This window comes from Shewanella sp. MBTL60-007, from assembly GCF_019654915.1.
In the GTDB taxonomy this organism is placed as follows: Bacteria; Pseudomonadota; Gammaproteobacteria; order Enterobacterales; family Shewanellaceae; genus Shewanella.
This window is the reverse complement of record NZ_BPET01000012.1, coordinates 1-25,622: the sequence shown is the minus strand read 5'-3', so window position 1 is coordinate 25,622 and position 25,622 is coordinate 1. Positions and strand designations below refer to the sequence as shown.

The window sequence follows — 25,622 nt, the reverse complement described above, 5'->3', positions numbered from 1 at the left end:
AGATAAAAAAAGCCGATATGATTATCGGCTTTTTTTATCTGTATTTGGTTTTTAACCATTAACTATTTTTTGGGGTAACACCGAAAACTTCGATAGAGTGCTGTTTCCCCTTAAGCTTAATAGGACCTAAGCTATTCAGGTTATACTGGGAGTCACTGTAGTCGAGCCTTGAATGTAAAGAGCCAGAGATCAGCATTCGTTGACCAAGTGGATTACACTGATCTTGTAATCTCGCTAGCGTATTCAATACGTCGCTGAAGAAACTGATCTCTTGCTTCTGTACTCCAACGACTGCAGCTACAACCTGTCCACAGTGTGCAGCGGCTTTGAATTTAGGGACAAAGCCATATTGTTCCTCGAAGTACTGCCTCTGCCAGCTAAGCTGTTGGCTAAACTCATGATAGATGTTGAAGCAGCGATCTTCTTTAATACCATCCTTCAGCGGCCAATAGATCAACACCGCATCGCCCATATAACGATAAATTTCTGCTTCATTATTGGTAACGGTATCGGCGAGTAGGCTAAAGCTGTCTTGAATAAGACGACTAAAACGATAATCACCAAGAGATTCAGCATGCGTAGTAGACGCTACCATATCGAGGTAGAGGAATAAGCGTTGCTCATACCTTGGTTTATGGTACTTACCTAATCCGATATTAAATAGCACTCTTGGACCTACGAGTAGCGCCATCTGCTCTATAAAAGCAAGGCCTACACGGACCACAACCAAATAGACAATCAAAGCTTGGAATGATGGACTATAGAGAATGTGCGCAGTTAGCATTTGGCGCAGGGTTGTCATGTGGTTTTCAATTGCCCACATGTTGAGGTATTGGGTGATATAAGCCAGAGTTGTGGCACCGAGCAATAAAAATAGCCCTTTGAATATCACTGAAAAAACATAAGGTAAGCGGTTAATTGCACTAAAATCTGCAATCAGATTCGACATCCAATGTAGGCTGCCGAAAATAAGACCCATATAAATAGAAAGCGTGGCTAAATCAGCGGAACCAATGGCCCACTGTGGCAATTCAGGCGTTTGTGCGTATCTAAAAAATACGAAAGCCGCCATGGCTGCAGTCCATGCGAATATAGCAAAGGTTAATTTCTTCGCTTGTATACGTGCTTTCACTATTTAAGGGGATCCAAATGCTACATAAATTTAGGAGGCGCTAGTTTATAGAATAAACCCCTACTTTTACCAGCAGTATTTGTGATCTAAGTCAAATGAGTGTGAGTTTTGGCCAAAAAACGACTTAAAGTAACTGTGAAAGTATTTTTTGGGTAAATTGCGTCTTCAAATAGAAGCCTCTGGGATTGGTCTGAGTGAGTTCACCGTCTCGACCTATGCTATCGGTGAGCACTTGACTATTTGCCGCTTTGGGGCGAAGTTGCAACACTTCACCGTGACGAGCGGTTACTTTATCGACCTGTCCCATAGAGATAAACTCCATAATCTCTTCCCAGTCTTGTTTAAGTAACGCACTCTCTTCTGGTGATGGTCGCCATAAGATGGGCGAACCTATTTGGCGTTGGGCTAATGGTATATTTCTGTCGCCTTGCACAGGGATCCACAGGACTTGTTGAAGTTTATGGCAAACGACACTCTCTTCCCAAGTTAGTCCTTGAATATTCGTTAGCGGAGCCACAGTGACGTAGGTAGTTTCTAATACCTTGCCGAAACCACTTACCGGTATGGTTTTAAGCTCTATGCCAAGGTGAGCAAAATCTTGCTCAGGTTTTGAGCCCGCCAATGCACCGAGTTCGAGTTCAATCAGCTGCCCGACCCAACCTTTATGTCGTTTTAGATCGTTAGGGATTTGGATTTCATGGTAATTCGCGAGCTGTCCTAAGGTCAAACCCGCCATAGATTCAGCACGTAGCATCAACTCTTCGATGCTATTTGGAGAGTGGAGTGATTTCTTCATAGAGCAATTCTACCTAATTAAGGGCTTTTATCAAACTGGTACAAAAAATGAACACCGATTCATTTTGTTGAGGATAACTTTAATAATGCTATCTAAGTTAATGAATTTAAGGATGATCTTTTAGTGACGTGCTAACTATTATCGATTCACTATACAGTTACACCAGTTCTTTCCCTCTTTTTCCAACATAGTTATCCACAGATTTATTGGATAACTCCAACTTGTTCTTGGACTACTGCAATAAATGTGATCTGTCAACGCAATTTTTTAGCGGTTTTTGGCTTTTTTCTAACGACAAACTATTGCACTTGTGAATAACACCCTTCGTTCATTTATCCTTTTTATGGTTTTAATTTTGCTGTTCAAATAGTGAGCATCACCGTCATTGTTCTGTTGGTATATTTTGGTGGTTAGATTTAAATTGCTGTTTTTAATGTGTTTAATTGCTTTTTTATAATAGGTTCTAAATTGGGTAATTTAGCTTAAAGCGACAAGTTATTAGACTTTAACCGAGTTTCCAACAGAGATATCCACAGTTTCTGTGGATATCATGTCTTACTTACCAGTTGTTCTGTTGATAAGGTTGTTGTTAATGGTAATTTATCCAAAGAATTGTACGTAACAGATATTTGCCGCCGGACACGCTTTGTGAAACAATCAAAAGATTAATAGTTAATAGTTCGGAGTCCATGTGATTGATAGTGACGGCTTTCGCGCGAATGTGGGCATCATTATCTGTAATCGCTTTGGGCAGGTTATGTGGGCAAGACGATTTGGCCAACATTCCTGGCAATTTCCTCAGGGTGGCGTTGACGACGGAGAGTCAGCAGAAGAAGCCATGTATCGTGAGTTATATGAAGAAGTAGGATTAAAGCCAGAACATGTGCAAATTCTAACATCGACGCGATCATGGTTACGCTATAGGCTACCTAAGCGGTTAATCAGACAAGATAGTAAACCCGTGTGTATAGGGCAAAAGCAGAAATGGTTTTTGCTACAATTGAAAAGTGCCGAAAATGCCATAGATCTCAACGCAAGTGGTCATCCAGAGTTTGATGATTGGCGTTGGGTGAGTTATTGGTATCCAGTAAGACAAGTCGTTTCTTTTAAAAGAGATGTTTACCGAAAAGTCATGAAAGAGTTCGCTTCGACTACGCTGCCTTTACAGGTAAAAGAGTCGAATAACAGAAGACGAGGTATGCGTAGAGGCTAAATAGGGAGGTTTGCGTTAGTGCTCAAAACACTTAGAGATATCACACAAGCAGTTGCTTCAGCACGCGACCTTCAATACGCGTTGGAGTTGCTGGTTAAGCAAACCAAACAAGCCATGATGACTGAGTGTTGCTCTATCTATATTATAGAGGAGCAACAGCTTATTCTATCTGCGACAGATGGCTTAGATCCTTCAGCGGTTAATCGTGTCAAACTCCCTGTCACCCAAGGCCTTGTTGGGCTGGTAGCCCAAAGAGAAGAGGCTATTAACTTAGCCGATGCGGCGTCACACCCTAGATTTAAATTACTCCCCGAAGTCGCAGAAGAAGCCTACAGCGCTTTTCTTGCTGTGCCCATCGTCTACCAAAAGTCTGTGATTGGCGTGATCGTGGTGCAGCAGGTTCAAGCTCGGCAGTTTAGTGAAGGCGAAGAAGCTTTTTTAATGACACTTGCAGCGCAGCTCGCCGTAGCGATTAAGGGACTCACCCATAAGGTTAAGAGTGGGGATAGCTTACAGCAGCGTTATTATACCGGCACCCAAGCATCAAAAGGGATTGCGATAGCAAAGGCGTTAGTGCTGGGTGGGCAGATTTCATTTGATTTAGTCGAGCAGCAAGCTCAATCGACATCGGATGAAGAATTGCGCCTTCAGGTAGCTATGAGTCGATGTAAAGATCTGCTTGTTGGGTTATCACAGCGTTTCGACAGAGAGAAAGATGAAGAAGCTGCATCTATTTTTAATGCCTTGTTGCTACTGCTTGAAAAAGAAAGCTTAGGCGGCGAATACATAAAAGAAGTTAGAGCTGGTTGGTGCGCTGAAACGGCAGTTTGCCGCGTATCAAAACGTTATATCGAACATTTTGAGGCGATGAGCGATCTTTACCTTAAAGAGCGAGCTGGTGATATAAGAGATTTGGGGCAAAGGGTACTGAGGCAGTTAATTGAGCCAAACAAAATCTATTTAGAACCCGAAACGCCAGTGATCCTGATTGTTCGAGAGGCAAGTACGACATTGCTGGCAGAGTTTCCTAGACAGAAGCTTGCAGGCATAGTAACAGAGTTTGGTGGTGCTAACTCTCATGCGTCTATTCTTGCTCGTGCCATGGGGGTGCCGGCGATAATTGGCGTTGATGGGATCTTGAGTGCCAATATCGAGCAGTCTCTGCTTATCATTAATGCCAATCGTGGCCAAGTAATTATTGAGCCGTCCGCCCTTGTGCTGTCTGAATACCAAAGCTTAATTGCTGCACAGGAAGAGCAGCAAAGGCAGTATGCTCAAGAGTTATCATTTAAAACGGTTACTCAAGATGGTAAGCGTATTTACCTCTACATAAACAGCGGTTTGCTTTCTAGCGTAGATTCTGAGACCGGCACAGATTCAGACGGCATCGGGCTTTATCGCACAGAGATCCTTTTTATGATTAAACAGTGTTTTCCCGGTGAGATCGAGCAACTTGAAATTTATCGCAAGGTTTTAAAGGCGGCTGGCAATAAGCCTGTCGTGATGCGAACCCTAGATGTTGGCGGCGATAAGCCACTCGACTACTTTCCTATCATAGAAGATAACCCCTTCTTAGGATGGCGTGGTATTCGTTTATCACTGGATCATCCTGAATTGTTTTTGATCCAGTTGAGAGCGATGCTGCAAGCGGCGATAGGCTCGGAGCAGTTACATATACTTCTTCCTATGGTCAGTAATCTCGAAGAGGTTGATTTAGCGCTTATCTATTTGGAGCAAGCTTGTCAGGAGTTAACCGCAGAACTTGGCAAAACAATTACTATGCCTAAAGTGGGCATCATGCTTGAAGTTCCTGTACTTCTGTATCAGCTCGATGAAGTTGCGAAACGAGTGGATTTTGTCTCAGTTGGCTCCAACGATTTAACGCAATACCTGTTAGCTGTCGATCGTAACAACCCGAGTGTGAGTCCCTTATTTGATAGTTATCATCCTGGAGTGCTTAGGGCGCTTAAGTTTGCAGTAGAGCGTTGTAACGAATATCAATTACCGATTAGCGTCTGCGGCGAGCTCGCGGGGGAACCTATCGGTGCGATTCTGCTCATTGCTATGGGTTACGATCAGCTAAGTATGAACCAAGCGAACTTGGCTCGGATCAATTACCTCTTACGGCGTGTTTCCCAATCAGAGCTGAACCTGTTACTGGCGCAGGCGTTAAAGCTCAATAGTGGCGAAGAGGTGAGGTTGCTCGTGGGCCAATACTGTGAGCAAAAGGGACTCGCGCCAGTATTAGGTTAAAAGAGCATATGCTCTATGAACTCCATGTTGATTGCTTTAAGCTTGATAAATAATAACAACTAAAGGTAGTGTTTGTGGAAAGCTGGCTATATATATTGTGCATCTGTCTTATTCTAGGTGCGGGGATCGGTTTTATGGCTGGGCTGTTGGGGATTGGCGGTGGCCTGATAGCGGTTCCTGCGTTGCTGCATATTCTTCCCCAAGCCGGTATTGCGTCAGATAGTTTACCTCATGTGGCGATTGCAACCTCTTTAGCTGCCATCATCCTTACCTCTCTTTCATCTGCTCGTGCTCACCATAAGCGACAGAATATTCCTTGGCCGTTATTTAAGCCTATGTTGCCCGGTTTTGTGTTAGGTGCACTTTGTTCCGGGTTTATATCAGAGTTGATAGCCGCCAAATCACTGCAGCAGATTTTTGCGCTATTTGTCATCTTGATGGCAGCGCAAATGGCTTTTCCATTTAAAGCCGAATCAAATAGAGCTATGCCAGGGCCAATGAGCTTATTTTTTGCCGCAACATGCATTGCGGTTATCGCGGCGTTGATGGGAATAGGTGGTGGAGTGCTCTTGGTTCCATTTTTAACTTGGTACGGCCTACAGATGCGCTTTGCGGTGGGTTTTTCTGCTGCCACAGGGTTACTCATCGCTCTGTTTGGTAGTATTGGTTACACCTTGGCTGGCTGGAACGCGCCAAGCTTACCCGATTGGACTCTAGGCTACATTTATCTGCCAGCACTTATTGGCATCGTGTCGACATCGATGTTGATGGCACCTTTGGGCGCAAGGGCGGCTACAACATTGCCCACAGCAAAGTTAAAGAAGCTATTTGCTGTATTTCTTGCCCTTGTCGGTTTGAAACTTGTTTTAGCATAATGTTCTACAGAGCAATTATTGGTAGTATTTCCGCGTTTAGCGCTGAGAGTAATCTCAGCAACTCTTTTTTAAAGGTAGATAATCATGAAACAGTATTTAGATCTTTGTCAGCGCATTATTGATGAAGGAACATGGGTTGAGAATAGCCGCACCGGTAAACGTTGTCTTACCGTGATTAATGCTGATCTAGTCTATCATGTTGATAAAAATGAGTTTCCCCTAATCACCACTCGTAAGAGCTTTTACAAAGCGGCTATCGCTGAATTATTAGGTTATATTCGAGGTTATGATAACGCTGCCGATTTTAGAAAGATCGGCTGCAATACATGGAATGCCAACGCTAATGATAACCAAGCCTGGTTAAACAATCCTCACCGTAAAGGTGTTGATGATATGGGCCGTGTATACGGTGTTCAGGGCCGTGGCTGGAGTAAGCCGGATGGTGGTAGCATCGATCAGTTGCGTAAAATTGTAGATGATTTATCTAAAGGGGTTGACGATAGAGGCGAGATCTTGAGCTTCTATAATCCTGGTGAGTTTCATATGGGTTGTTTAAGGCCGTGTATGCATACCCATAATTTCTCTTTAGTGGGTGATACCTTGCATCTAACCAGCTTCCAGCGCTCGTGTGATGTTCCACTAGGGCTGAATTTCAATCAGGTTCAGGTATTTACGCTTTTGGCTTTAATGGCACAAATTACAGGGCACAAAGCGGGAACTGCATTCCATAAAATTGTTAACGCCCATATCTATGAAGATCAATTGGAGTTGATGAGAGATGTGCAGCTCAAGCGTGAGCCTTTTACTTCGCCAAAGTTAGTGATTAACCCTGATATCAAGTCATTAGAAGATCTTGAGACCTGGGTGACAATGGAAGATTTTGAAGTGATTGGTTATGAGTATCACGATGCCATCAGTTATCCATTTTCCGTGTAATAACCCTTCATCATATAAAATAAACCTTTAATGCTAAGACTCGCCTTTTAGGCGTGTTTTAGCAGCTTTCCTGTTTGTATCACCTATTTACAAGCTTTGCTCTTCTCTTCTAATTGAACTCTCGCTCGGTTACAAAACGAACAATTGCTCGTTATTTTCGAGTCGGGTAAATTATTAATTTTTGATGGTTAAATGCTTGTGCTGAGTTGTTATCTAATATAGATATCTTGTTTTGGTAACTTAAAAAGTGTGATCTATAGCGCTTTATTGTTATTACTACCTTATAAAACGTGATTATTCTTCTCATGTTTGATATTTACTTTCCTTATGACTAGACTTAATACTTCGGATATCCCGATGTTTATGGCTGATGCAAACGATTATTCAGGTTTATCGTATTCGGCTACACTCGCGGTATTGAGATTTTATGGAGCGTAAAAAATGGAACGGGCAATTAGGAATTTTCTAAGCCAGGAATCGGCAGGCGGCATCTTATTGATGATTTCCGTCGTGCTTGCAATGTTATTAGCAAACTCACCGTTATCGGGTATGTACCAAGGCTTTCTAGAAACAGAAATGCAAGTGCGTGTTGGTAGCCTAGATATCGATAAGACACTTATTCACTGGATCAACGATGGCTTGATGGCAATCTTCTTCATGCTTATCGGTTTGGAAGTAAAAAGAGAGTTGCTCGAAGGTGCACTATCTAGCCGTGCTCAGGCATCTTTACCTACATTTGCGGCTATCGGTGGTATGGTTTTTCCTGCCGCGGTATACCTGATTTTTAACTATTCAGATCCAATTACTCAGGTGGGCTGGGCCATTCCTGCTGCGACGGATATCGCGTTCGCTTTAGGTATTATGGCGTTACTAGGAAGCCGTGTGCCGGTCGCGTTAAAAGTGTTCTTGTTAGCACTAGCTATTATCGATGACCTTGGGGTAGTTGTTATCATTGCACTGTTTTACAGTAGCGATCTATCGACGGTTAGTTTAGTCGTAGCTGCGGTTGCTATTTTGGGATTAGTAGGCCTGAATCGTAAAGGTGTAACAGCGCTTGGTCCCTATGGTGTTATAGGCCTTATCCTCTGGATAGCTGTGCTTAAATCTGGTGTGCATGCGACATTAGCTGGCGTTATTATCGCATTCTGTATTCCGCTTAGAGCAAAGGATGGCTCATCTCCATCTGAGAGCCTAGAGCATAGTCTACACCCATGGAGTACTTTCATTATTTTGCCAATCTTCGCTTTCGCTAATGCCGGCGTTGATTTGAGTGGCATGAGCTTGAGTTCACTGCTATCGCCAGTACCACTAGGTATTGCACTGGGCCTATTAGTGGGTAAGCCGCTTGGTATCATGTTGTTCAGTTTTGTTGCCGTGAAGCTTAAGCTCGCCGTTTTACCTGAAGGTATGGGGTGGAGGCACATTACACCTGTTGCCGTGATGTGTGGTATCGGCTTCACTATGTCTATGTTTATCTCTTCGCTTGCTTTTATAGGTGAGGGACAGATCTACGGTGATTATGCAAGATTAGGGATTTTGTTGGGGTCAATAGCATCAGCAACTATAGGTTACTTCTGGTTGTCGAAGGTGTTACCTGAGAAAGGAGAGAAAGCATGAGATTAGGATTGTTTGCATTAGTTATTGGTCTGGGCTTTAGTGCAGTGGCATCAGCCAAGCAGATTGAAGTTTGTAATCAAGATATCAATAGTGTCGTGTGCCAAAATTATCTAGAAGGTGTTGTTGACGGAGCCTTAATGTACAAAGGAGCTGCAGTAGGTCAACGATTAGAGACGGATGGTTATGAGTCTCGAGCACTTAAATACCGTGGTGGTAAACGTTTTCAAGAAGCTAACCGTGCATTTTGTCAGGATCGAATCCCAGATCGCGATTCGCTCGTTTCTGGATTAGCAGAGTCGTTCTCAGCCGGAGAGATTAAAACTACTGATGATTTAACAGCAGTAATGTTTGATTTAATGGACTGTCAGCGTCTTAAGTAAACTTAAAAAGCTAACGAGGCAACTGAATAAGTTGCCTCGTTTTTATTTACTATAACGGTGATCCACCTATGGCAAATCTAAACTATAACCATCTTTACTATTTTTGGATGATCCAGAAGAAGGGCAGCGTAGCAAAAGCCGCCGAGGCGTTATGCTTGACTCCGCAAACTGTCACCGGTCAGATTCGTGTGCTCGAAGCCAGTCTTAAGGGCAGCCTTTTTAAACGAGTGGGGCGCTCGCTAGAGCCTACCGAACTTGGAGAGTTAGTTTTTCGCTATGCTGACAAGATGTTCAGCCTTAGCTATGAAATGCTCGACTTACTCAACTATCAAAAAGATGAAAATATCTTGTTTGAAGTGGGGATTGCCGCTGCGTTATCTAAGGCGCTGAGCAGCAGAGTGTTGCTTTCTGTACTTCCAAGCGATGGCTCGATGCATTTAGCCTGCTATGAAGCGACACATGAAGAGTTAATGGCGCGACTACGTGAGCATAAACTGGATATGATTCTCTCAGATTGTGCCGGTGAGAGTCTTAAATACCCTGAAATTCTTTCTAAGCAACTCGGTGAGTCTGGTGTGGCTTTTTTCTCTGCCGAGACTTACTCCAAGCCTTTTCCACAATGTTTAGAGCAGGGCAAGCTACTTATTCCTGGAAGACGAACCTCACTGGGCCAGCAATTAGTGCGCTGGTTCGATGAAAAAGCTCTGAATGTGAGCATTTTGGGAGAGTTTGACGATGCAGCGATGATGAAGTCTTTTGGTTTTTTCAAGCAGGGGATTTTTGTTGCTCCTTCGATTTACAAGCAAGATATTTTAGCCCATGGCATGACCTTACTGGGTGAAACCTCAGAAATTAAAGAGGTATATCATGTGATGTTTGCCGAGCGAATGATCCAACACCCAGCGGTTAAGAGCCTATTAGAAACTGATTTTACCGAGTTGTTTGCAGGCAACGACTTAAAAGTGCAGCAGTTGTAACACCTTCTTGATGACACAATCGTTGCAGCCTACTCGAGTTTGGTATCGATAATAGCGTGTAGCAATTATCGACACTAAGGCTTGGCAGCTGGTACACTTAGCCGCAATATAATGATAACAGTTTGGAGTTTGTACCTTGTCTGAATCAACCCAAGAACCGATGAAAATATCGAGAGTTAAATGGGCTTGTCGTAGAGGCATGCTTGAGCTTGATGTGTTATTTCAACCTTTTGTTGAAGCGCATTATGAGGCGATGTCGGTAGAAGATAAGAGCGTATTTGTTAAGCTTCTCGAGTGTGAAGACCCTGAACTATTTGCTTGGTTTATGGGACATGAAGTCTGTCCAAACCCAGCTTTTGCTGAAATGATTATTAAGGTTCGTGGACGTCCAGCAGCATAGTTTTGATGTTCGCTCTTCAAACGGTCAGCGACTCTCTCTGGCCGTTATTGCTGTTACTTGCTTAAGTTCCTTTCTTATTTGGCCCTACGCCGAAAATACTTTTTATATCTGGATCAAGTTCCTCGTTTTTACGGCTTGCTGTGGCTTTTTTATCTGGCAGTTCTATCGCTTAAGGTATTGGCGTTGCCAATTTGTGCTTAAAGCTGACGGCGGGGGTAAGCTCGACCACTGTATGGATTTTGTGATAAGCGGAAAGCCAGTTATTACACCTTTTGCGGTGATGTTTGATATCGCCGTGATGGGGAAGAAAAAGCGTCTGGTCCTGTGGGCGGATATGTTAGACGACACAAATTACCGGCATTTGTGTCGTCTACTTCAGTTAGCTTATCTACGCTAGCTGCATATCTAGTCGGGCTGCAAAATAGTTGGTTTTGGTGATTCATCCTTATTGGGGTGATCGATATTATAGTGTAGGCCTCGACTCTCCTTGCGCTCCATGGCACAGCGAATAATCAGCTCGGCAACTTGCACTAAATTGCGCAGTTCTAGCAGGTTATTACTCACCTTAAAGTTACTGTAATACTCTTGAATTTCCTGCTGCAACATTACGCAGCGACGCAGTGCACGTTCAAGGCGTTTATCCGAACGCACTATGCCTACGTAATCCCACATGAAGAGACGAAGTTCATGCCAGTTATGGGCGATGACAACCTCTTCGTCAGAGTTAGACACTTGGCTCTCGTCCCAAGCGGGTAGTGAGCTTGGCATAGGGATTTTGCCCAGTTGGCTCTCAATGTCTTCCGCCGCCGCACGAGCAAATACTAGGCATTCAAGCAGTGAGTTACTGGCTAATCGATTGGCTCCGTGCAGGCCTGTATAAGCCACTTCGCCAATGGCGTATAAGCCGTTGAGATCAGTTTGGCCATGCAGATCCGTCATAACACCACCGCAGGTATAATGCGCCGCAGGTACCACTGGGATCGGTTCCTTGGTGATATCGATACCAAGCTCTAGGCAGCGCTTATAGATAGTCGGAAAATGTTTGATGATAAAGTCTGCTGGCTTATGGGTGATATCCAAGTACACACAGTCAGAGCCTAAGCGCTTCATCTCATAGTCAATGGCGCGAGCAACGATATCGCGTGGTGCAAGTTCGGCACGCTCGTCAAAATCTGGCATAAAGCGTGAGCCATCGGGGCGACGTAGATAAGCCCCTTCACCACGAAGCGCTTCGGTCAGAAGGAAATTTCTGGCATCGACATGATACAAGCAAGTTGGATGAAACTGATTAAATTCCATATTGGCGACACGGCATCCGGAGCGCCACGCCATAGCAATGCCGTCACCAGATGCGATATCAGGATTAGAGGTATATTGATAAACCTTAGAGCTGCCGCCAGTTGCTAGCGCGACGAAACGCGCCTTAACCGTTTCAACTTGCTCTTCGTCTCTGTTCCAAACATAGGCTCCCTGAACACGGTTTCCCGGACGACTCAATTTACGAGTCGTAATAAGGTCGATAGCGTTGTAGCGCTCTAAGACTAGAATATTGGGGTGATTGCGAGCCTGATCCTGCAGGGTGACTTGCACCTCTTTGCCTGTTGCATCTGCGGCATGTAGAATGCGTCTGTGACTATGGCCGCCTTCACGAGTTAAGTGATAAGGCGCTTCCTTTTTACTGCCAGCGGGAACTTCTTCTTTATCGAAGGCCACCCCACAATTAATTAACCATTGCATAGCTGCTTTGGCATTTTCGGCAGTAAATTTGACCACGGGTTCGTCACAAAGCCCAGCTCCGGCAACTAATGTGTCGGCAACATGGGACTCGATCGTGTCCTCTTCATCGAAGACTGAGGCGATACCGCCCTGGGCATAATAGGTTGAGCCTTCGCTGAGTGGCCCTTTGGATAGCAAAATAACTTTTGATTTTTCAGCAAGATGCAAAGCTAAAGTGAGACCGGCAGCACCACTACCGATAACCAAAACGTCAGATTGGTGTTCAACTACTTGTTTCATCAGGTATCATAGAGTTATCTGGGAGTCCGACTATGTTAAACCATGGCGTCGAATATGGATACTTTCATCGGTCGCATATAAAAAATCAAAGCTTCCGTAAAAGAAAATCACATCTTTGCAAATTTTTTTAGAACTTTTTTGAAACGCGCTAGTCTACATAAGTGAATATGATTCGAGCGGCTGAGAAATCAGTATTAGATTTAGGAGTAGTCGGCTCGGATGAGTGGACAAATAAGTGATCAACAATTAGTTGAGCGCGTACAGCGTGGAGACAAAAACGCTTTTAACCTTTTGGTACAGAAATATCAAAACAAGGTCGCGAATCTGGTATCTCGTTACGTACGAAATCAGGCCGATGTTGCTGATGTTTCGCAGGAAGCTTTTATTAAAGCTTACCGCGCATTACCAAACTTTCGTGGTGAAAGTGCGTTTTATACTTGGTTGTACCGCATTGCAGTGAATACTGCGAAGAATCATCTGGTCGCTCAGGGGCGTCGCGCCCCAGCGAATGATGTCGATGCTGAAGAAGCTGAATATTATGATGGCAGTGATGCACTAAAGGAGTTTGCCTCCCCGGAGCGTCTGGTTTTGTCAGATGAAATTCAAAAGGTAGTTTTTGATACCTTAGACACGTTGCCAGAAGAGTTAAAGATGGCTATTTCTTTACGAGAGCTCGATGGTATGAGCTATGAAGAGATTGCCAATGTCATGGATTGCCCTGTGGGTACTGTAAGATCGCGGATCTTCAGAGCTCGAGAGGCAATCGATAAAAAGCTTAAGCCGTTGCTAGAACGTTAGCATCTTAGATAAAGATAGGTGAATAATGGATAAGTTAGGTCAGGAATGGGTATCTGCTGCTGTCGATGGTGAGATTGACGAGCACACGTTAGCTGAGTTAGTCGCTGACGCAGATTCACATGAACAGTGGCGTGATTATCATATGATTGGTGATGCGATGCGTGGTGAGTTACCAAAGACAATGTCTTTGGATCTTAGCGGAAGCATTATGGCGGCCATTGACGAAGAACCTGCGATTGTGGCGCCTAAGCCTAGCACTGTGGCTAAGGAGTCAAATAGTGCTGCAGCAGGTAAAGTTATTCCACTGTTCAAGCAATTTGGCCAATATGCGATTGCTGCGACTGTCGCTATGGTTGCTGTCGTAGGTGTACAGAACTATAACCAAGATAGCTTAGTGGACAATTCTCCACTGCCAGTACTCAATACGCGTCCATTAGTTGGTAGCGCTTCACCTGTGAGCTTGCAAACGGGGGCGGTACAACAGAATCAAAGTTATACCAATGATCAGATGGCTGACCAGCGTCGCCGTATCAATGCCTATATTCAAGATCATATGTTGCAACAAAGATTGAATAATGGAGTGAATATCGACGACAATAGTGAGGTCGATACTACACCTGTTGCTCAATAATGAGGAGTTAGCTTGCGTCTAATCCTATTGGCTATTATAGCCATGAGTTTTCCCGCGATGGCGCGGGAAGACATGCCCGCCAAAGCTTGGCTAGAAAATATGAGCCAAGCCCTGCGAGAACAAGAATTTAAAATATCTCTTATCCAACTTCAGGCAGATCATATCCGGCCTCTGGTTTATATACACGGTAAAGTTAATGACGAAGAAGTGGCCTTTTTAGAGCATCTAAATGGACCGCCAAAAAACGCTGTGCGTGTGGGGAATACCGTTACTTTTATTGAGCATGATCAACCTGCTTATAGCGTGCATTCTAATCGTATCCAGGGGGTTATTCCCGGTGCCTTTGCCGATGACATCTCTAAGTTAGAAGCGGGCTATCAGTTTGTACTGGGAGGTCGCAGCCGAATTGCAGGTCGCCCAGGTCAACTTGTGCGTATCATTCCAACCGATGATAACCGTTATGGATATCAGGTGTGGCTGGACATGGACACCTATCTGCCACTGCGTTTTGACATGATAAGTGGTGACAAACAGCTATTAGAGCAACTTCTAGTGGTTGAATTGTTGGTGCTTGATGATGTTCCTGCAATTCTTAAAGAAGCCTATAAACAGGAGTGGCCGCCGGTATTGTCTCAGTCTGATAGAGAGGGTGGTGAAGATTGGCAGTTTAGCTGGTTACCTGCGGGCTTCAAGGTATTGATTAAAGATCAACACAGGCTGATTGGCAGCAAAGAAGCGGTAGAATACATTGCCATAAGCGATGGTTTAGCCAATATTTCGGTTTACGTTGCTAAAGCGGGTGAAGCTCCTCTCCCAGAAGAGTTAGTCACTCGTAACGGCTTATCACTTGCGACAGAGCGAGTTGGCAATGCTGAAGTTGTTGCTGTGGGTAAGGTTCCTGCTGAGACCTTGAGCCGTATAGCCAAGAGTATCATGTTACAGTAATGAAGGTTTTGTCATGATGGAAGAGGTCGCCAGAGTTGTTGCCAATAGCAACTCTGGTTGGGTCGTGGTAGAGGTCGAAATGAAGAGTGCCTGTAATCATTGCGAAAGCGGTGATACGTGTGGCACATCGGCCGTTTCTAAAGCTTTCTCATCTAAGGTTCAGCGTTTCTCTATTCAGAGTGAGCGTCAGTTTGTTAAAGGCGAGCGACTAAAGCTAGGTTTGCCTGAGAGCGTGATTCTTAAAGCGGCTGCTTTAGTCTATATTTTGCCGCTTATCGGTTTATTTATCGGCGCCTTTAGCGGTAATCAAGTTGCTGGCTTAGCCGATACCCACTCAGATCTACTATCGATTCTTGGTGCGTTATCTGGGGCCCTAGCCTTTTGGGCTATAGGTAAGCGAGCAGCAAAGAGATTAGAAGAACAGGCACAACCCGTCATAATCAAGTCTCTTGGCAAGCCGATAGAGATAGTTAATTAGCGATATCTAGAGTCCAACTGTTAATTTTCCACCCTAATCGCACTATAAAAATTGGTATTAAAGCTGCAATCGGGTACAATTCTGCACTTTAAAATTTTTATCAACTTCGAGTTAAGTCATCCCAGCATAATGAAGCATATTAGAAACTTTTCGATTATTGCCCATATTGACCACGGCAAATCAACACTATCAGATCGCCTTATTCAAGAATGCGGTGGCTTAACCGATCGTGAAATGGCTGCGCAAGTTCTCGACTCAATGGATATTGAGCGTGAGCGTGGTATTACCATTAAAGCGCAAAGCGTAACCTTGGACTATTTAGCGAGCGATGGTGAAACTTACCAGCTAAACTTCATTGATACTCCTGGTCACGTTGACTTCTCCTATGAAGTATCGCGTTCACTAGCGGCATGTGAAGGGGCATTGTTGGTGGTTGATGCTGGTCAAGGTGTTGAAGCACAAACCTTAGCTAACTGTTACACGGCGCTAGAGATGGATATGGACGTTGTTCCTGTCTTGAACAAAATCGATCTACCACAGGCAGATCCAGATCGCGTAGCCGAAGAAATTGAAGATATCGTGGGTATCGAAGCGACTGATGCGGTTCGTTGTTCTGCTAAAACCGGTATTGGTATTAGAGACGTACTGGAAGTTATTGTAGACCAAATTCCGCCTCCAGAAGGTGATCCAGAGGCGCCGCTTCAGGCGCTAATTATCGACTCTTGGTTCGATAGCTACTTAGGCGTTGTGTCTTTAGTGCGTATTAAAAATGGCGTACTGAAGAAAGGCGACAAGTTTAAGGTGATGTCGACTGGCCAGACTCATAACGCAGACCGTGTAGGTATCTTTACTCCTAAGCAGACTGATACTGCGGAGCTGAAAACCGGTGAAGTAGGCTTTGTTATCGCGGGTATTAAAGAGATCCATGGCGCACCAGTCGGTGATACCTTGACTCATGCTAAGCATGGTGCTGAAGCGCCATTGCCAGGTTTTAAGCGCGTTAAGCCGCAGGTTTATGCGGGTGTATTCCCAATCTCTACAGATGATTACGAAAACTTCCGTGACGCACTGAACAAGCTTAGCTTGAACGATGCATCACTATTTTTCGAACCAGAAACATCATCGGCATTGGGCTTTGGTTTCCGTATTGGTTTCTTGGGTCTGCTCCACATGGAGATTATTCAAGAGCGTTTAGAGCGTGAATATAACCTAGAGCTTATTACTACAGCTCCGACAGTAGTGTATGAAATCGTTAAGACAAATGGCGAAACTATCTACGTAGATAACCCGTCAGATCTGCCTGCGGTTAACAATATTGCTGAGATGCGTGAGCCGATAGTTGAGACCAATATCCTGGTACCAAAAGAGTATTTGGGTAACGTTATTACACTATGTGTTGAAAAGCGTGGCGTGCAGACCAACTTGGTTTACCACGGAAACCAAGTGGCGCTGACCTACGAGTTACCAATGGCCGAAGTGGTAATGGACTTCTTTGACCGTTTGAAGTCAACCAGTCGTGGTTATGCGTCTCTTGAGTATAACTTTGTTCGCTTCGAACCAGCGGATATGGTGCGTTTAGATATCTTGATTAACGGCGACAGAGTCGATGCGTTAGCAATGATTATTCATAAAGGCTTGATCCGCACTAAGGGCCTAGCGCTTGTGAATAAGATGAAAGAGCTTATTCCAAGACAGATGTTCGATATTGCTGTTCAAGCTGCTGTTGGTAGCCAGATTATTGCTCGTTCATCGATTAAAGCGATGCGTAAAGACGTAACTGCTAAGTGTTACGGTGGCGACGTTTCTCGTAAGAAGAAGCTGCTACAGAAGCAAAAAGAAGGTAAGAAGCGCATGAAGCAAGTGGGTAACGTTGAGGTGCCACAAGAGGCATTCTTAGCGGTACTTAAGCTTAATGATTAAGCTAGATCGTTAAGATTTGTTAATATATCGCTAGACTGTGCGCCGCAATTTGCGGCGCTTTCATTACTGGCGTATAACCATTACTGACCTTGGCGCTATCGCCATAAACCGATCATGTTTGGCAGGAGTTAATTTTATAATGGCAGCCTATTTTTCTTTAATTTTGGTGTTGGTTACCTTAGGCAGTGGCCTAATCTGGATGGCCGATGCTGTGTTTTTCGCACCTAAGCGCCGTGAAAAGTTGGCAATGGCTCAAGCAGCACAAGCAGATTTAAGTGAAGAAAACGTTGATAAGATCATGCGTGAATCGGCAATTGTCGAGACATCCAAATCAATCTTCCCTGTTATCGCTTTTGTGTTGATCCTGCGTTCTTTTATTTACGAACCGTTTCAGATCCCATCAGGCTCTATGATGCCTACATTGCTTGTGGGAGACTTTATCCTTGTAGAGAAGTTTAGCTACGGCATTAAAGATCCTGTTTGGCGCACTACACTTAAAGAAACTGGCAAGCCTGAACGTGGCGATGTGGCAGTATTTAAATATCCGGTGAATCCGCAGATTGATTACATTAAACGCATTGTTGGCTTACCTGGCGACCGAATAATTTATCGTAATAAAGAGCTTTATATCCAACCAGCCTGTAAAGAGGGTCAAAGCCCCTGTCCAGAACTGAAGATGGTAGATAGAGCCCTAGTTAACCGTGGTGAATTCTCGCAAAACGGTACTGCCTTGATCCGTTACAAAGAGCAACTAGGCGATGTGAGTCACGACATCTTAATCAATCCGACACGTCCAGATATGATTAGTCACTATTTCCGTCAGGATAATGTACCGCTTACTGAGTTCATTGTTCCTGAAGGACAGTATTTCGCTATGGGCGATAATCGTGATAACAGTCAAGATAGCCGCTACTGGGGCTTTGTACCTGAAGAAGACCTAGTGGGTAAGGCTGTGGCAATTTGGATTAGCTTCGAATTTGACAGAACGCCTGCAGACTTTTTACCGACTTGGATCCCAACTGGGGTTCGCTTTAACCGTGTAGGCGGAATTAAGTAATATGGAACCGATTAAAAATATTCCACGTTTGTGCCGTACACTAGGGTATGAGTTCAGTGAAAAATCATTTTTAGATCAAGCACTAACTCACCGCAGCGCATCTAACAAGCACAATGAGAGACTGGAGTTCTTAGGAGATTCAATCTTATCGATAGTGATTTCCGATGCGTTATACCACCAGTTTCCAGCGGCAACTGAAGGTGACTTGAGCCGTATGCGGGCAACACTTGTTTGCGGTAAGATGCTGGCTGAAATTGCTATCGAATTTAAACTCGGCGATTACTTAAAGCTTGGTCCTGGTGAATTAAAGAGCGGCGGATTTAGACGTGAGTCGATTCTTGCCGATGCAGTAGAGGCGATTATCGGTGCGATCTATCTCGATTCTGATATCGAGAACTGCCGTAAGCTAGTGCTTAATTGGTATGAGTCGCGTCTAAAGGTAATTGAGCCTGTAAACCAAAAAGATCCAAAAACACTGCTGCAGGAGTACTTGCAGAAGTATAGAAAGCCACTGCCAATTTACAGAGTGGTCCATACTGAAGGTGATGCTCACGAGCAAACTTTCACCGTTGAATGTATTGTTGAAGACTTGAGCAAAGCCGTTATCGGAGTAGCGAGTTCACGCAGAAAAGCGGAACAGAGTGCTGCTGCTCAAGTGTTGGAGTTAATTAAGAAATGAGTGACAACAAAGATTTACCTGAAAGCCACGAGCCAAGTTTAGATGAACTACTGGCGAATATGAACAATCCGTCGTCTGCGGTTAAGTACGCAGTGACCTATTGTGGCATGGTTGCGATCGTTGGTCGTCCAAATGTGGGTAAGTCAACGCTGCTGAATAAGCTACTTGGTCAGAAGATCAGTATTACCTCTAAGAAGCCGCAAACAACGCGTCACCGTATCATGGGTATTCACACCGATGGTCCGCGCCAGGTGGTATTTATTGATACGCCAGGTCTTCATATTGAAGAGAAGCGCGCGATTAACCGCTTGATGAACAGAGCCGCAGCGAGTTCGTTAGCGGAAGTCAGCTTAGTGGTATTTGTCGTCGATGGTATGAACTGGACACCTGACGATGAGATGGTTCTGCGTAAACTGCAGAGTCGTGATGATGGCCGTAAGACGATTCTTGCTATCAACAAAGTTGATAATATTAAAGATAAAGAAGCACTCTTCCCACACCTTGAAGAGTTATCGAAGAAGTTTCCTTTCGATGAAATTTTGCCGATTTCTGCAACTCAAGGTACCAACGTACAACGTATCTTAGATATGGCTGTCGACTCGGTGCCAGAGTCGCCACATTACTTCCCAGAAGATTATGTGACAGACCGTTCGCAGAAGTTTATGGCGTCAGAGATCGTTCGTGAAAAGCTAATGCGTTTCTTGGGTGATGAACTGCCCTATGATTGTACGGTAGAGATCGAACAGTTTAAGATGATGGAAAACGGTGTTTATCAGATCAATGCGTTAGTATTAGTAGAGCGCGAAACGCAAAAGCGTATGGTGATCGGTAATAAAGGCGAACGCATTAAGAAGATTAGCTCGGCAGCTCGTGTCGATATGGAAGTCTTGTTCGATAATAAGGTGTTCCTAGAGATGTGGGTCAAGGTTAAGTCTGGCTGGGCCGATGATGAGCGTGCACTACGCAGCCTTGGCTACGGTGACGAATAACACTAAGCCTTAAGTTCTAAGCTCTATCGAAAATAGTGCCTCTTTTTAGTGATAAGAAGAGGCATTTTTATAACCAGTATATTAACGAGTTCTCCGCTTTTAAGTTTACAAACGGCTTGTTGGTTTTATGATACTGATTGGCATTAACTCTATTTTGCAAACGGAATAAGATAATCATGGAGCGTGGATACGTTCTTCACAGCAGGCACTTTCGCGACTCGAGTGTCATCGTTAACCTACTCGTTGATGGTGTGGGGCGAGTCGATGCTGTGGCGCGTTTAGGTAGCGCTAAAAACTCAATACGCAGTATCTTACAGCCGTTCCAGCCACTGATTTTTCAGTTGCACGGCAAAACCGATCTAAAAAACCTAAAGCAAGTTGAAGCGGCCAGTCCAGCTGTGCCACTTAGTGGCGATTGTCTATACTCCGGACTTTATCTCAATGAGTTATTGATCCGCAGCTTAACGGTGCAACACAGCGCGGAGAGCCTCTTTTATGAGTATCATCGTACGCTCATCGCTATGGCGACTGAATTTGAGCAAAGCCAGCTTAGATACTTTGAGCATGCGCTGTTAAAAGAGTTAGGCACCATGCCATCTCTGGATTTTGACCCCAGTGATGCGCCGATAACATCTAATGGTTTCTATCGTTTAGATCAAGACCATGGCTTTACCCCTGTGATCACAACCGAGTTTAATCGACATAAGTTCTTCACTGGAGAGATGTTGGTGGCGTTAAATCAACGAGCCCTTAGCGTTGAGCACTTTCTTGAGGCTAAGAAGTTGATGCGACTGCTGTTAGCACCGGTACTTGGGGATAAACCACTTCATTCAAGAAGCTTGTTCGTCAAGCGACCCAAGGTGTAGCCAACCCTCTTTAAAAGCGCTAAATGATTTTAATTTGACTCGCTGGATAAACGCTATAGCTACCAGTACAATAGGTTTTTTTTATCTGTGTTGAATTTTTAAGGAATAATCATGAGCCGGATCTTATTGGGCGTTAACATCGATCATATTGCGACTCTACGACAGGCACGCGGGACCAATTATCCAGATCCAGTTCAAGCAGCAGCGGTCGCCGAGCACGCAGGTGCTGAAGGCATTACGATTCATCTGCGTGAAGACCGTCGCCATATTACAGATAGAGACGTATATATTTTAGCTAAGACGCTAAAGACTCGAATGAACTTCGAAATGGCAGTCACTGAGGAGATGCTGGATATTGCCTGCGATATTAAGCCTGCTTATGTGTGTTTAGTACCTGAAAAACGTGAAGAACTGACGACCGAAGGTGGTCTAGACGTTGCGGGTCAGCAAGATAAGATTGCTGCAGCGGTTGAGCGTCTGACTAAGCTTGGTATTAAGGTCTCTTTGTTTATTGATGCCGACAAGACTCAGATCGATGCTGCTGTTGCCGTTGGCGCACCAGTCATTGAAATTCATACAGGCTGTTACGCCGATGCCGAAACTGATAGCGAACAAGCTGCTGAACTACAACGTATTACCGAGATGGCAACTTACGCCCATGGTAAAGGCTTGGTGGTTAATGCTGGTCATGGCCTGCATTATCATAATGTAAAAGCGATTGCGGCTATCCCGGAGCTGTATGAGCTTAATATCGGTCATGCGATTATTGCTCGTGCCGCTATCGATGGTTTAGCCACTGCCGTACGTGATATGAAACAGTTGATGTTAGAAGGTCGTAGAGGCGAATAAGTTTTTAGGTCATCATTACCGATAAGCCGAGGCATGAGTTCTCGGCTTTTATTTATGCCTATAAATTAGGTATTAGAAATAGTGGGTAATGTTGCTTAGGCCAGTTAGCTAGCCTGAGTTAGTTTAGGGTTAAATAGGGAAGCATTATGATTGTTGGTTTAGGCACTGACATTGTTGAAATCGCGCGAATTGAGGAGCGTATTCCCAATGCAGGCGATGATGCGCTATTAAGCTGTCGTTTAGCAAAGCGAGTGTTAACCAAAGCCGAGTTTGCTCTCTTTATGGCATCGAGCCAACCTGGGCGATATCTTGCTAAGCGCTTTGCGGCTAAAGAGGCTGCAGCCAAAGCATTAGGTACAGGCATAGGCCGCGGCGTGTCATTTCAACATATAGAGATCAGCAATAATGCCAATGGTGCCCCATTAGTGACCTTTAGTGACGGCGCCGCTCAGCGCTTAGCTCAGCTTGGTGGAAGCCGGGCACACCTTTCCATCGCAGATGAGAAGCACTATGCAATGGCTACGGTGATCTTAGAAAGCTAATGTATGACTAATCGCCGAATTGCTCTAGAAAGGCTTTAGATGGCATAAAGAACAGGCAGCCAGTCTTAGCCTCTACAAAGTCGAGTAGACGGTCGTAGTGACCCTGTTCATCCGCATTGATCATCTGGCTTAGTGAGGTTTCAATGATCGATGGCGTGGCGGCGAAACCAACAAACATGGTGCCATGTTCCATGGCGTTACCGTAGGGGCGATTTTGTCTGAGCATTTTAACTTCTTCACCATCGATCTCCACTTTGCTTTTCGCGTTGTGAGCCCAAGCGGGTTTAACGTCATCACTTAGCTCTACGTTATCCATCTTGGTGCGGCCAACCACTTGCTCCTGATATTCAGTGCTTTGTTTATCCCATTGACCCTGACGGTCGACATAGCGCTGAACATGTAGGTAGCTACCACCTTGATGCAGTGGCACATCGTCAGTAACTAATACGGCCTCGGTGCGTTCCTTGCCGACTGGGTTTTCCGTGCCATCGACAAAATCAATCATGTCGCGATTATCTAGGTATTTATAACCTTGGATATCTTCAATTAAGTTAGCAATATCGTTAAAGCTATTGCGAATATATTTAGCTGCCTGAAAATTAAGGTCGATACGCTCGGACTTTATCATGACGAAGATATCGCCAGGTGTCGAAGGGAAGTGGCGTTCGCCATTACTCATCTCAGGGAAGGCATGCAGCTCGCTTGGTATTGGCAGATTTGGGAACAGCTTCGGCCAGCCATTCGCTGAAAAACCGATGGAAATATTCAGCCCCGCAGTGAGATCTTTTTGGTTGATTGATTTTTCTATGCCAGAAAGACTGGCAATGCAGTCGCCGATAGCATCGGCACACTCTACTTGGGGGAGCAGTGAAAAGGTGAGGTATTCTACATGTGAGCTAGGGTTGGACAGAACGCCGGGTTGGGCAAGTGAATATAGCTGTGTCATTAACTGTGTCTCCATAGGATCAAATTAGGAGTGATGATTGCTTTACAAAGTGTAGTGGAATTCATCGAGCTTAAAAAAACTATACGCCTTTGGTTAGTAATGTGAAATGAACTCTAGTTAATCTGGATTTTAGTGATGCTGGTTATGAATCTGCCGATAAAACCAAGACTTCAGTGTATGTTGTTTGTGAACGGCTCTCCCTCTGTGTATCCTGCAGCAGTTTTATCTAAGCTTATGTTTTATAAGATGCTAATAAACCTAGATTGTTGTCTATTTAAATTTAATTACAAGAGTAAGTCAGATGCCGTTTATCACTAAAACAAAGTGTAATACCTATCTTATGGGGCTGATGATCAGTGTTGGTTTACTATCGGCGTGCAGCGGTGATATACAGCTTCCTATTAGTGAGGACGACTTAGAGCAAACTACCTGTGACGCGCAATATCAAAGTGATTGCCCCGAGACTTATCGAGGTGAGTTATTTACTGGCATTGCGACCAGTTATGCTTATGGCAAGGCGTTTTATAGAGCGACTCAGTATCAAGATGGGCTCGAGCACGGCTATAGCTTCTCGACGCTAAACAATCAACTCAATGAAACTGCTTGGTATAAGGCGGGTAAGTTAGATGGTAAGCAGATTAGTTATCACTTTTCGACCACTGGAAAGCCGCAATGGGTGAGGCTTTACCAAGCAGGCGTAAAAACGGAGCATTGGCTTTATGATGAGCAGGGCGTAATCCTCAGCTATAAGCGATTTGAAGGCGACAAAGAAATCGAGAGCATTAGTTATGAAAAAGGCCGAGAATGGCGTCTTTACTATTTTGTGGATGGCGAAAAGCGCCAACGTCACAAAGGCTATTATGCAGATGGTCAGCTTGAGAGCGAGAGTGAATTCATTTATGCCGATTATAAAAAGCTCAATGAGAAAACTTACTATCGTAATGGCCGCTTAAGAAGCAAATTTAACTACGATAGAGTAAGCAAAACCGGTGTGTTAGAAACCTACGGCTCTGATGGCAAACGGCGCTCAGAGCAACATTATGGCTATAATCCACTCAATACCCTCCATGGGGTGCAGTTAACCTTTTGTGCTGAAAATGGTCGAGTTGATTCTCGCGAACATTACAATATGGGCGTAGAAGATGGCGAGTTTGCTAAATATCACTGTAATGGCCAGTTAATATCCAAGCGTACCTATGTCAACGGCGTGGTGACCGATAAACAGATTAAAATCTATGATGAGAATGGCCTGGCTGTGGTGATAAAAAAGCTTGATGGTAAAGGTAACATCATCCAAGAAAGCTACTTTGATGACGACTTATCTAAATGGGTCACTTATTCAACAGCAGACTAGTCACAAGCGGACAATCCCTTTGCGAAGAGGGCAGAGATATAGCATAAGCTGCTTTATAGCAGAATAATGCAGCTTAAAAGGCTATTTTAACTTTTACTCTATTAAAATGTGACAAGATCTATTAGGTTAATATTTGGTTAAATAAGATGGGCTTTTTAAACTGACTAGCGCACTTTTAGTTGTTGGTTAAGGCTGGGAGCTCGTCAAATCATGGACTAACGTTTAACAAAGTGACTTGAAAAAGTGCTTATAGAGGGCGCTTATAATGGAGAAGAGCAGATGAAATCCGCCGAAGAACAACTATCTACCTACAAGAGTGTGCATTTAAACCCCAAAAATATTAAGACCCATTTTGTTGGGATCCCGCTGATTATCTGGTCGCTTTTTTTATTGCTGAACTTAATCCCTGTTAATTTTGCCATATCAGATGATCCGGTTATTACCTTTAACGTTGCCACAATCTTTACTGTTGGGGTGCTTATTTACTATGTGTTTTTACACGCTAGGTTAGCGGTAGGTTTAGCATTGTTTATTATTCCTGTGCTTTATACTTCAAGTTTAGTGGCGCAAACATCGAATGCATTGTGGATAGCGCTAGCGGTATTTTTTGTCGGCTGGGTGATCCAGTTTATTGGTCATCACTATGAAAAAGCCAAACCTGCCTTTATTGATGATTTAAACCAGCTGTTGATTGGCCCGTTTTTCCTGATGGCAGAAGTGTATTTTATGTTAGGTATGGAAAAGAAACTCTTAGCAGATATAACGCCTATGGCGAGAGATAAACGCAGAGCCTTAGAGGCCGCCAAGAAGTCGACATAGTCGTATGAGTACTCCCCACCAAAAGAATGTCCCGTCCTGAAATAGGTTGACGGTTTTTACTAGACCAGTAGCTTCTGCTGCTGGTCTTTTTTATGCACTTGATTAGGTGTTTTCATACCCAAGCTTAAGTGCGGCCTCAGCTCATTGTATATAA

26 protein-coding genes are annotated in these 25,622 nt (G+C 44.2%); 22 read left to right on the top strand and 4 right to left on the bottom strand.

Translation table 11 applies throughout. The features are described 5' to 3' along the window. Window positions 1-58: 58 nt before the first annotated feature. Window positions 59-1,132, bottom strand: coding sequence for an adenylate/guanylate cyclase domain-containing protein (locus tag K5Q92_RS05930; protein ID WP_220768108.1), 1,074 nt, complete (start codon window positions 1,130-1,132; stop codon window positions 59-61). A 124-nt stretch (window positions 1,133-1,256) separates the two neighbouring features. Beyond that, a complete protein-coding gene (gene mutH, locus K5Q92_RS05925) occupies window positions 1,257-1,928 on the bottom strand; it encodes a DNA mismatch repair endonuclease MutH (RefSeq protein ID WP_220768107.1) in 672 nt (223 codons plus the stop codon). Between the two features lie 691 nt (window positions 1,929-2,619). Here mutH and rppH point away from each other — a divergent pair. From rppH to K5Q92_RS05880, 9 genes are all read left to right on the top strand, one after another. Further along, window positions 2,620-3,141, top strand: a complete 522-nt coding sequence (rppH, locus tag K5Q92_RS05920; RefSeq protein WP_220768106.1) for an RNA pyrophosphohydrolase — start codon at window positions 2,620-2,622, stop codon at window positions 3,139-3,141. An 18-nt stretch (window positions 3,142-3,159) separates the two neighbouring features. Next, complete coding sequence (gene ptsP, locus K5Q92_RS05915; protein ID WP_220768105.1) at window positions 3,160-5,394, top strand: phosphoenolpyruvate--protein phosphotransferase; 2,235 nt, start codon at window positions 3,160-3,162, stop codon at window positions 5,392-5,394. Window positions 5,395-5,468: 74 nt separating this feature from the next. Beyond that, on the top strand, window positions 5,469-6,269 hold the full coding sequence (locus K5Q92_RS05910; RefSeq protein WP_220768104.1) for a sulfite exporter TauE/SafE family protein: 801 nt from the start codon (window positions 5,469-5,471) through the stop codon (window positions 6,267-6,269). 84 nt (window positions 6,270-6,353) lie between these two features. Further along, window positions 6,354-7,205, top strand: a complete 852-nt coding sequence (locus tag K5Q92_RS05905; RefSeq protein WP_220768103.1) for a thymidylate synthase — start codon at window positions 6,354-6,356, stop codon at window positions 7,203-7,205. 441 nt (window positions 7,206-7,646) lie between these two features. Next, window positions 7,647-8,822, top strand: coding sequence for a Na+/H+ antiporter NhaA (gene nhaA, locus K5Q92_RS05900; protein WP_220768102.1), 1,176 nt, complete (start codon window positions 7,647-7,649; stop codon window positions 8,820-8,822). Further along, window positions 8,819-9,202: a hypothetical protein gene (locus tag K5Q92_RS05895; protein ID WP_220768101.1), complete on the top strand. Its 384-nt coding sequence runs from the start codon at window positions 8,819-8,821 to the stop codon at window positions 9,200-9,202. The genes nhaA and K5Q92_RS05895 overlap by 4 nt, the downstream gene beginning before the upstream one ends. A gap of 68 nt (window positions 9,203-9,270) precedes the next feature. Further along, on the top strand, window positions 9,271-10,179 hold the full coding sequence (gene nhaR, locus K5Q92_RS05890) for a transcriptional activator NhaR (RefSeq protein WP_220768100.1): 909 nt from the start codon (window positions 9,271-9,273) through the stop codon (window positions 10,177-10,179). Between the two features lie 160 nt (window positions 10,180-10,339). Then, window positions 10,340-10,579, top strand: coding sequence for a succinate dehydrogenase assembly factor 2 (locus tag K5Q92_RS05885; protein WP_220768167.1), 240 nt, complete (start codon window positions 10,340-10,342; stop codon window positions 10,577-10,579). Continuing rightward, on the top strand, window positions 10,560-10,976 hold the full coding sequence (locus K5Q92_RS05880) for a protein YgfX (protein WP_220768099.1): 417 nt from the start codon (window positions 10,560-10,562) through the stop codon (window positions 10,974-10,976). Before K5Q92_RS05885 ends, K5Q92_RS05880 begins: the two co-directional genes overlap by 20 nt. 8 nt (window positions 10,977-10,984) lie before the next feature. Here the strand turns inward: K5Q92_RS05880 and nadB are convergent, their stop codons facing one another. After that, a complete protein-coding gene (gene nadB / locus K5Q92_RS05875; RefSeq protein WP_220768098.1) occupies window positions 10,985-12,595 on the bottom strand; it encodes an L-aspartate oxidase in 1,611 nt (536 codons plus the stop codon). A 219-nt stretch (window positions 12,596-12,814) separates the two neighbouring features. On the opposite strand from nadB, the gene rpoE reads away from it, so the two are divergent. The 11 genes from rpoE to acpS all read left to right on the top strand — a co-directional run bounded on the left by rpoE (window position 12,815) and on the right by acpS (window position 22,349). Continuing rightward, complete coding sequence (gene rpoE / locus K5Q92_RS05870) at window positions 12,815-13,393, top strand: RNA polymerase sigma factor RpoE (protein WP_220768097.1); 579 nt, start codon at window positions 12,815-12,817, stop codon at window positions 13,391-13,393. A 25-nt stretch (window positions 13,394-13,418) separates the two neighbouring features. Then, window positions 13,419-14,024: a sigma-E factor negative regulatory protein gene (locus tag K5Q92_RS05865; protein WP_220768096.1), complete on the top strand. Its 606-nt coding sequence runs from the start codon at window positions 13,419-13,421 to the stop codon at window positions 14,022-14,024. A 12-nt stretch (window positions 14,025-14,036) separates the two neighbouring features. Further along, window positions 14,037-14,969, top strand: coding sequence for a MucB/RseB C-terminal domain-containing protein (locus K5Q92_RS05860; protein ID WP_220768095.1), 933 nt, complete (start codon window positions 14,037-14,039; stop codon window positions 14,967-14,969). A gap of 13 nt (window positions 14,970-14,982) precedes the next feature. Continuing rightward, window positions 14,983-15,447 (top strand): SoxR reducing system RseC family protein, encoded by a 465-nt coding sequence (locus tag K5Q92_RS05855; protein ID WP_220768094.1) that lies wholly within the window; start codon window positions 14,983-14,985, stop codon window positions 15,445-15,447. A 129-nt stretch (window positions 15,448-15,576) separates the two neighbouring features. After that, entirely contained in the window at window positions 15,577-17,367 is a 1,791-nt protein-coding gene (gene lepA, locus K5Q92_RS05850) for a translation elongation factor 4 (protein ID WP_220768093.1), read from the top strand. A gap of 139 nt (window positions 17,368-17,506) precedes the next feature. Then, window positions 17,507-18,424: a signal peptidase I gene (gene lepB / locus K5Q92_RS05845; protein ID WP_220768092.1), complete on the top strand. Its 918-nt coding sequence runs from the start codon at window positions 17,507-17,509 to the stop codon at window positions 18,422-18,424. 1 nt (window position 18,425) lies between these two features. Then, window positions 18,426-19,103, top strand: coding sequence for a ribonuclease III (gene rnc, locus K5Q92_RS05840; protein ID WP_220768091.1), 678 nt, complete (start codon window positions 18,426-18,428; stop codon window positions 19,101-19,103). After that, complete coding sequence (gene era / locus K5Q92_RS05835) at window positions 19,100-20,092, top strand: GTPase Era (protein WP_220768090.1); 993 nt, start codon at window positions 19,100-19,102, stop codon at window positions 20,090-20,092. Before rnc ends, era begins: the two co-directional genes overlap by 4 nt. Before the next feature lie 176 nt (window positions 20,093-20,268). Next, complete coding sequence (gene recO, locus K5Q92_RS05830) at window positions 20,269-20,958, top strand: DNA repair protein RecO (RefSeq protein ID WP_220768089.1); 690 nt, start codon at window positions 20,269-20,271, stop codon at window positions 20,956-20,958. A 111-nt stretch (window positions 20,959-21,069) separates the two neighbouring features. Continuing rightward, window positions 21,070-21,807: a pyridoxine 5'-phosphate synthase gene (gene pdxJ, locus K5Q92_RS05825; protein WP_220768088.1), complete on the top strand. Its 738-nt coding sequence runs from the start codon at window positions 21,070-21,072 to the stop codon at window positions 21,805-21,807. Window positions 21,808-21,953: 146 nt separating this feature from the next. Further along, on the top strand, window positions 21,954-22,349 hold the full coding sequence (gene acpS, locus K5Q92_RS05820; protein WP_220768087.1) for a holo-ACP synthase: 396 nt from the start codon (window positions 21,954-21,956) through the stop codon (window positions 22,347-22,349). A gap of 7 nt (window positions 22,350-22,356) precedes the next feature. On the opposite strand, the gene K5Q92_RS05815 is transcribed toward acpS, so the two are convergent. After that, window positions 22,357-23,295 (bottom strand): Dyp-type peroxidase, encoded by a 939-nt coding sequence (locus K5Q92_RS05815; RefSeq protein WP_220768086.1) that lies wholly within the window; start codon window positions 23,293-23,295, stop codon window positions 22,357-22,359. A 301-nt stretch (window positions 23,296-23,596) separates the two neighbouring features. Between K5Q92_RS05815 and K5Q92_RS05810 the strand changes: the two genes are divergently transcribed. Then, the gene (locus K5Q92_RS05810) at window positions 23,597-24,649 is read left to right on the top strand and encodes a toxin-antitoxin system YwqK family antitoxin (protein WP_220768085.1); all 1,053 of its coding nucleotides are present in this window, start codon (window positions 23,597-23,599) and stop codon (window positions 24,647-24,649) included. A gap of 279 nt (window positions 24,650-24,928) precedes the next feature. Beyond that, window positions 24,929-25,468 (top strand): DUF962 domain-containing protein, encoded by a 540-nt coding sequence (locus K5Q92_RS05805; RefSeq protein WP_220768084.1) that lies wholly within the window; start codon window positions 24,929-24,931, stop codon window positions 25,466-25,468. The last annotated feature ends 154 nt before the right edge of the window (window positions 25,469-25,622 follow it).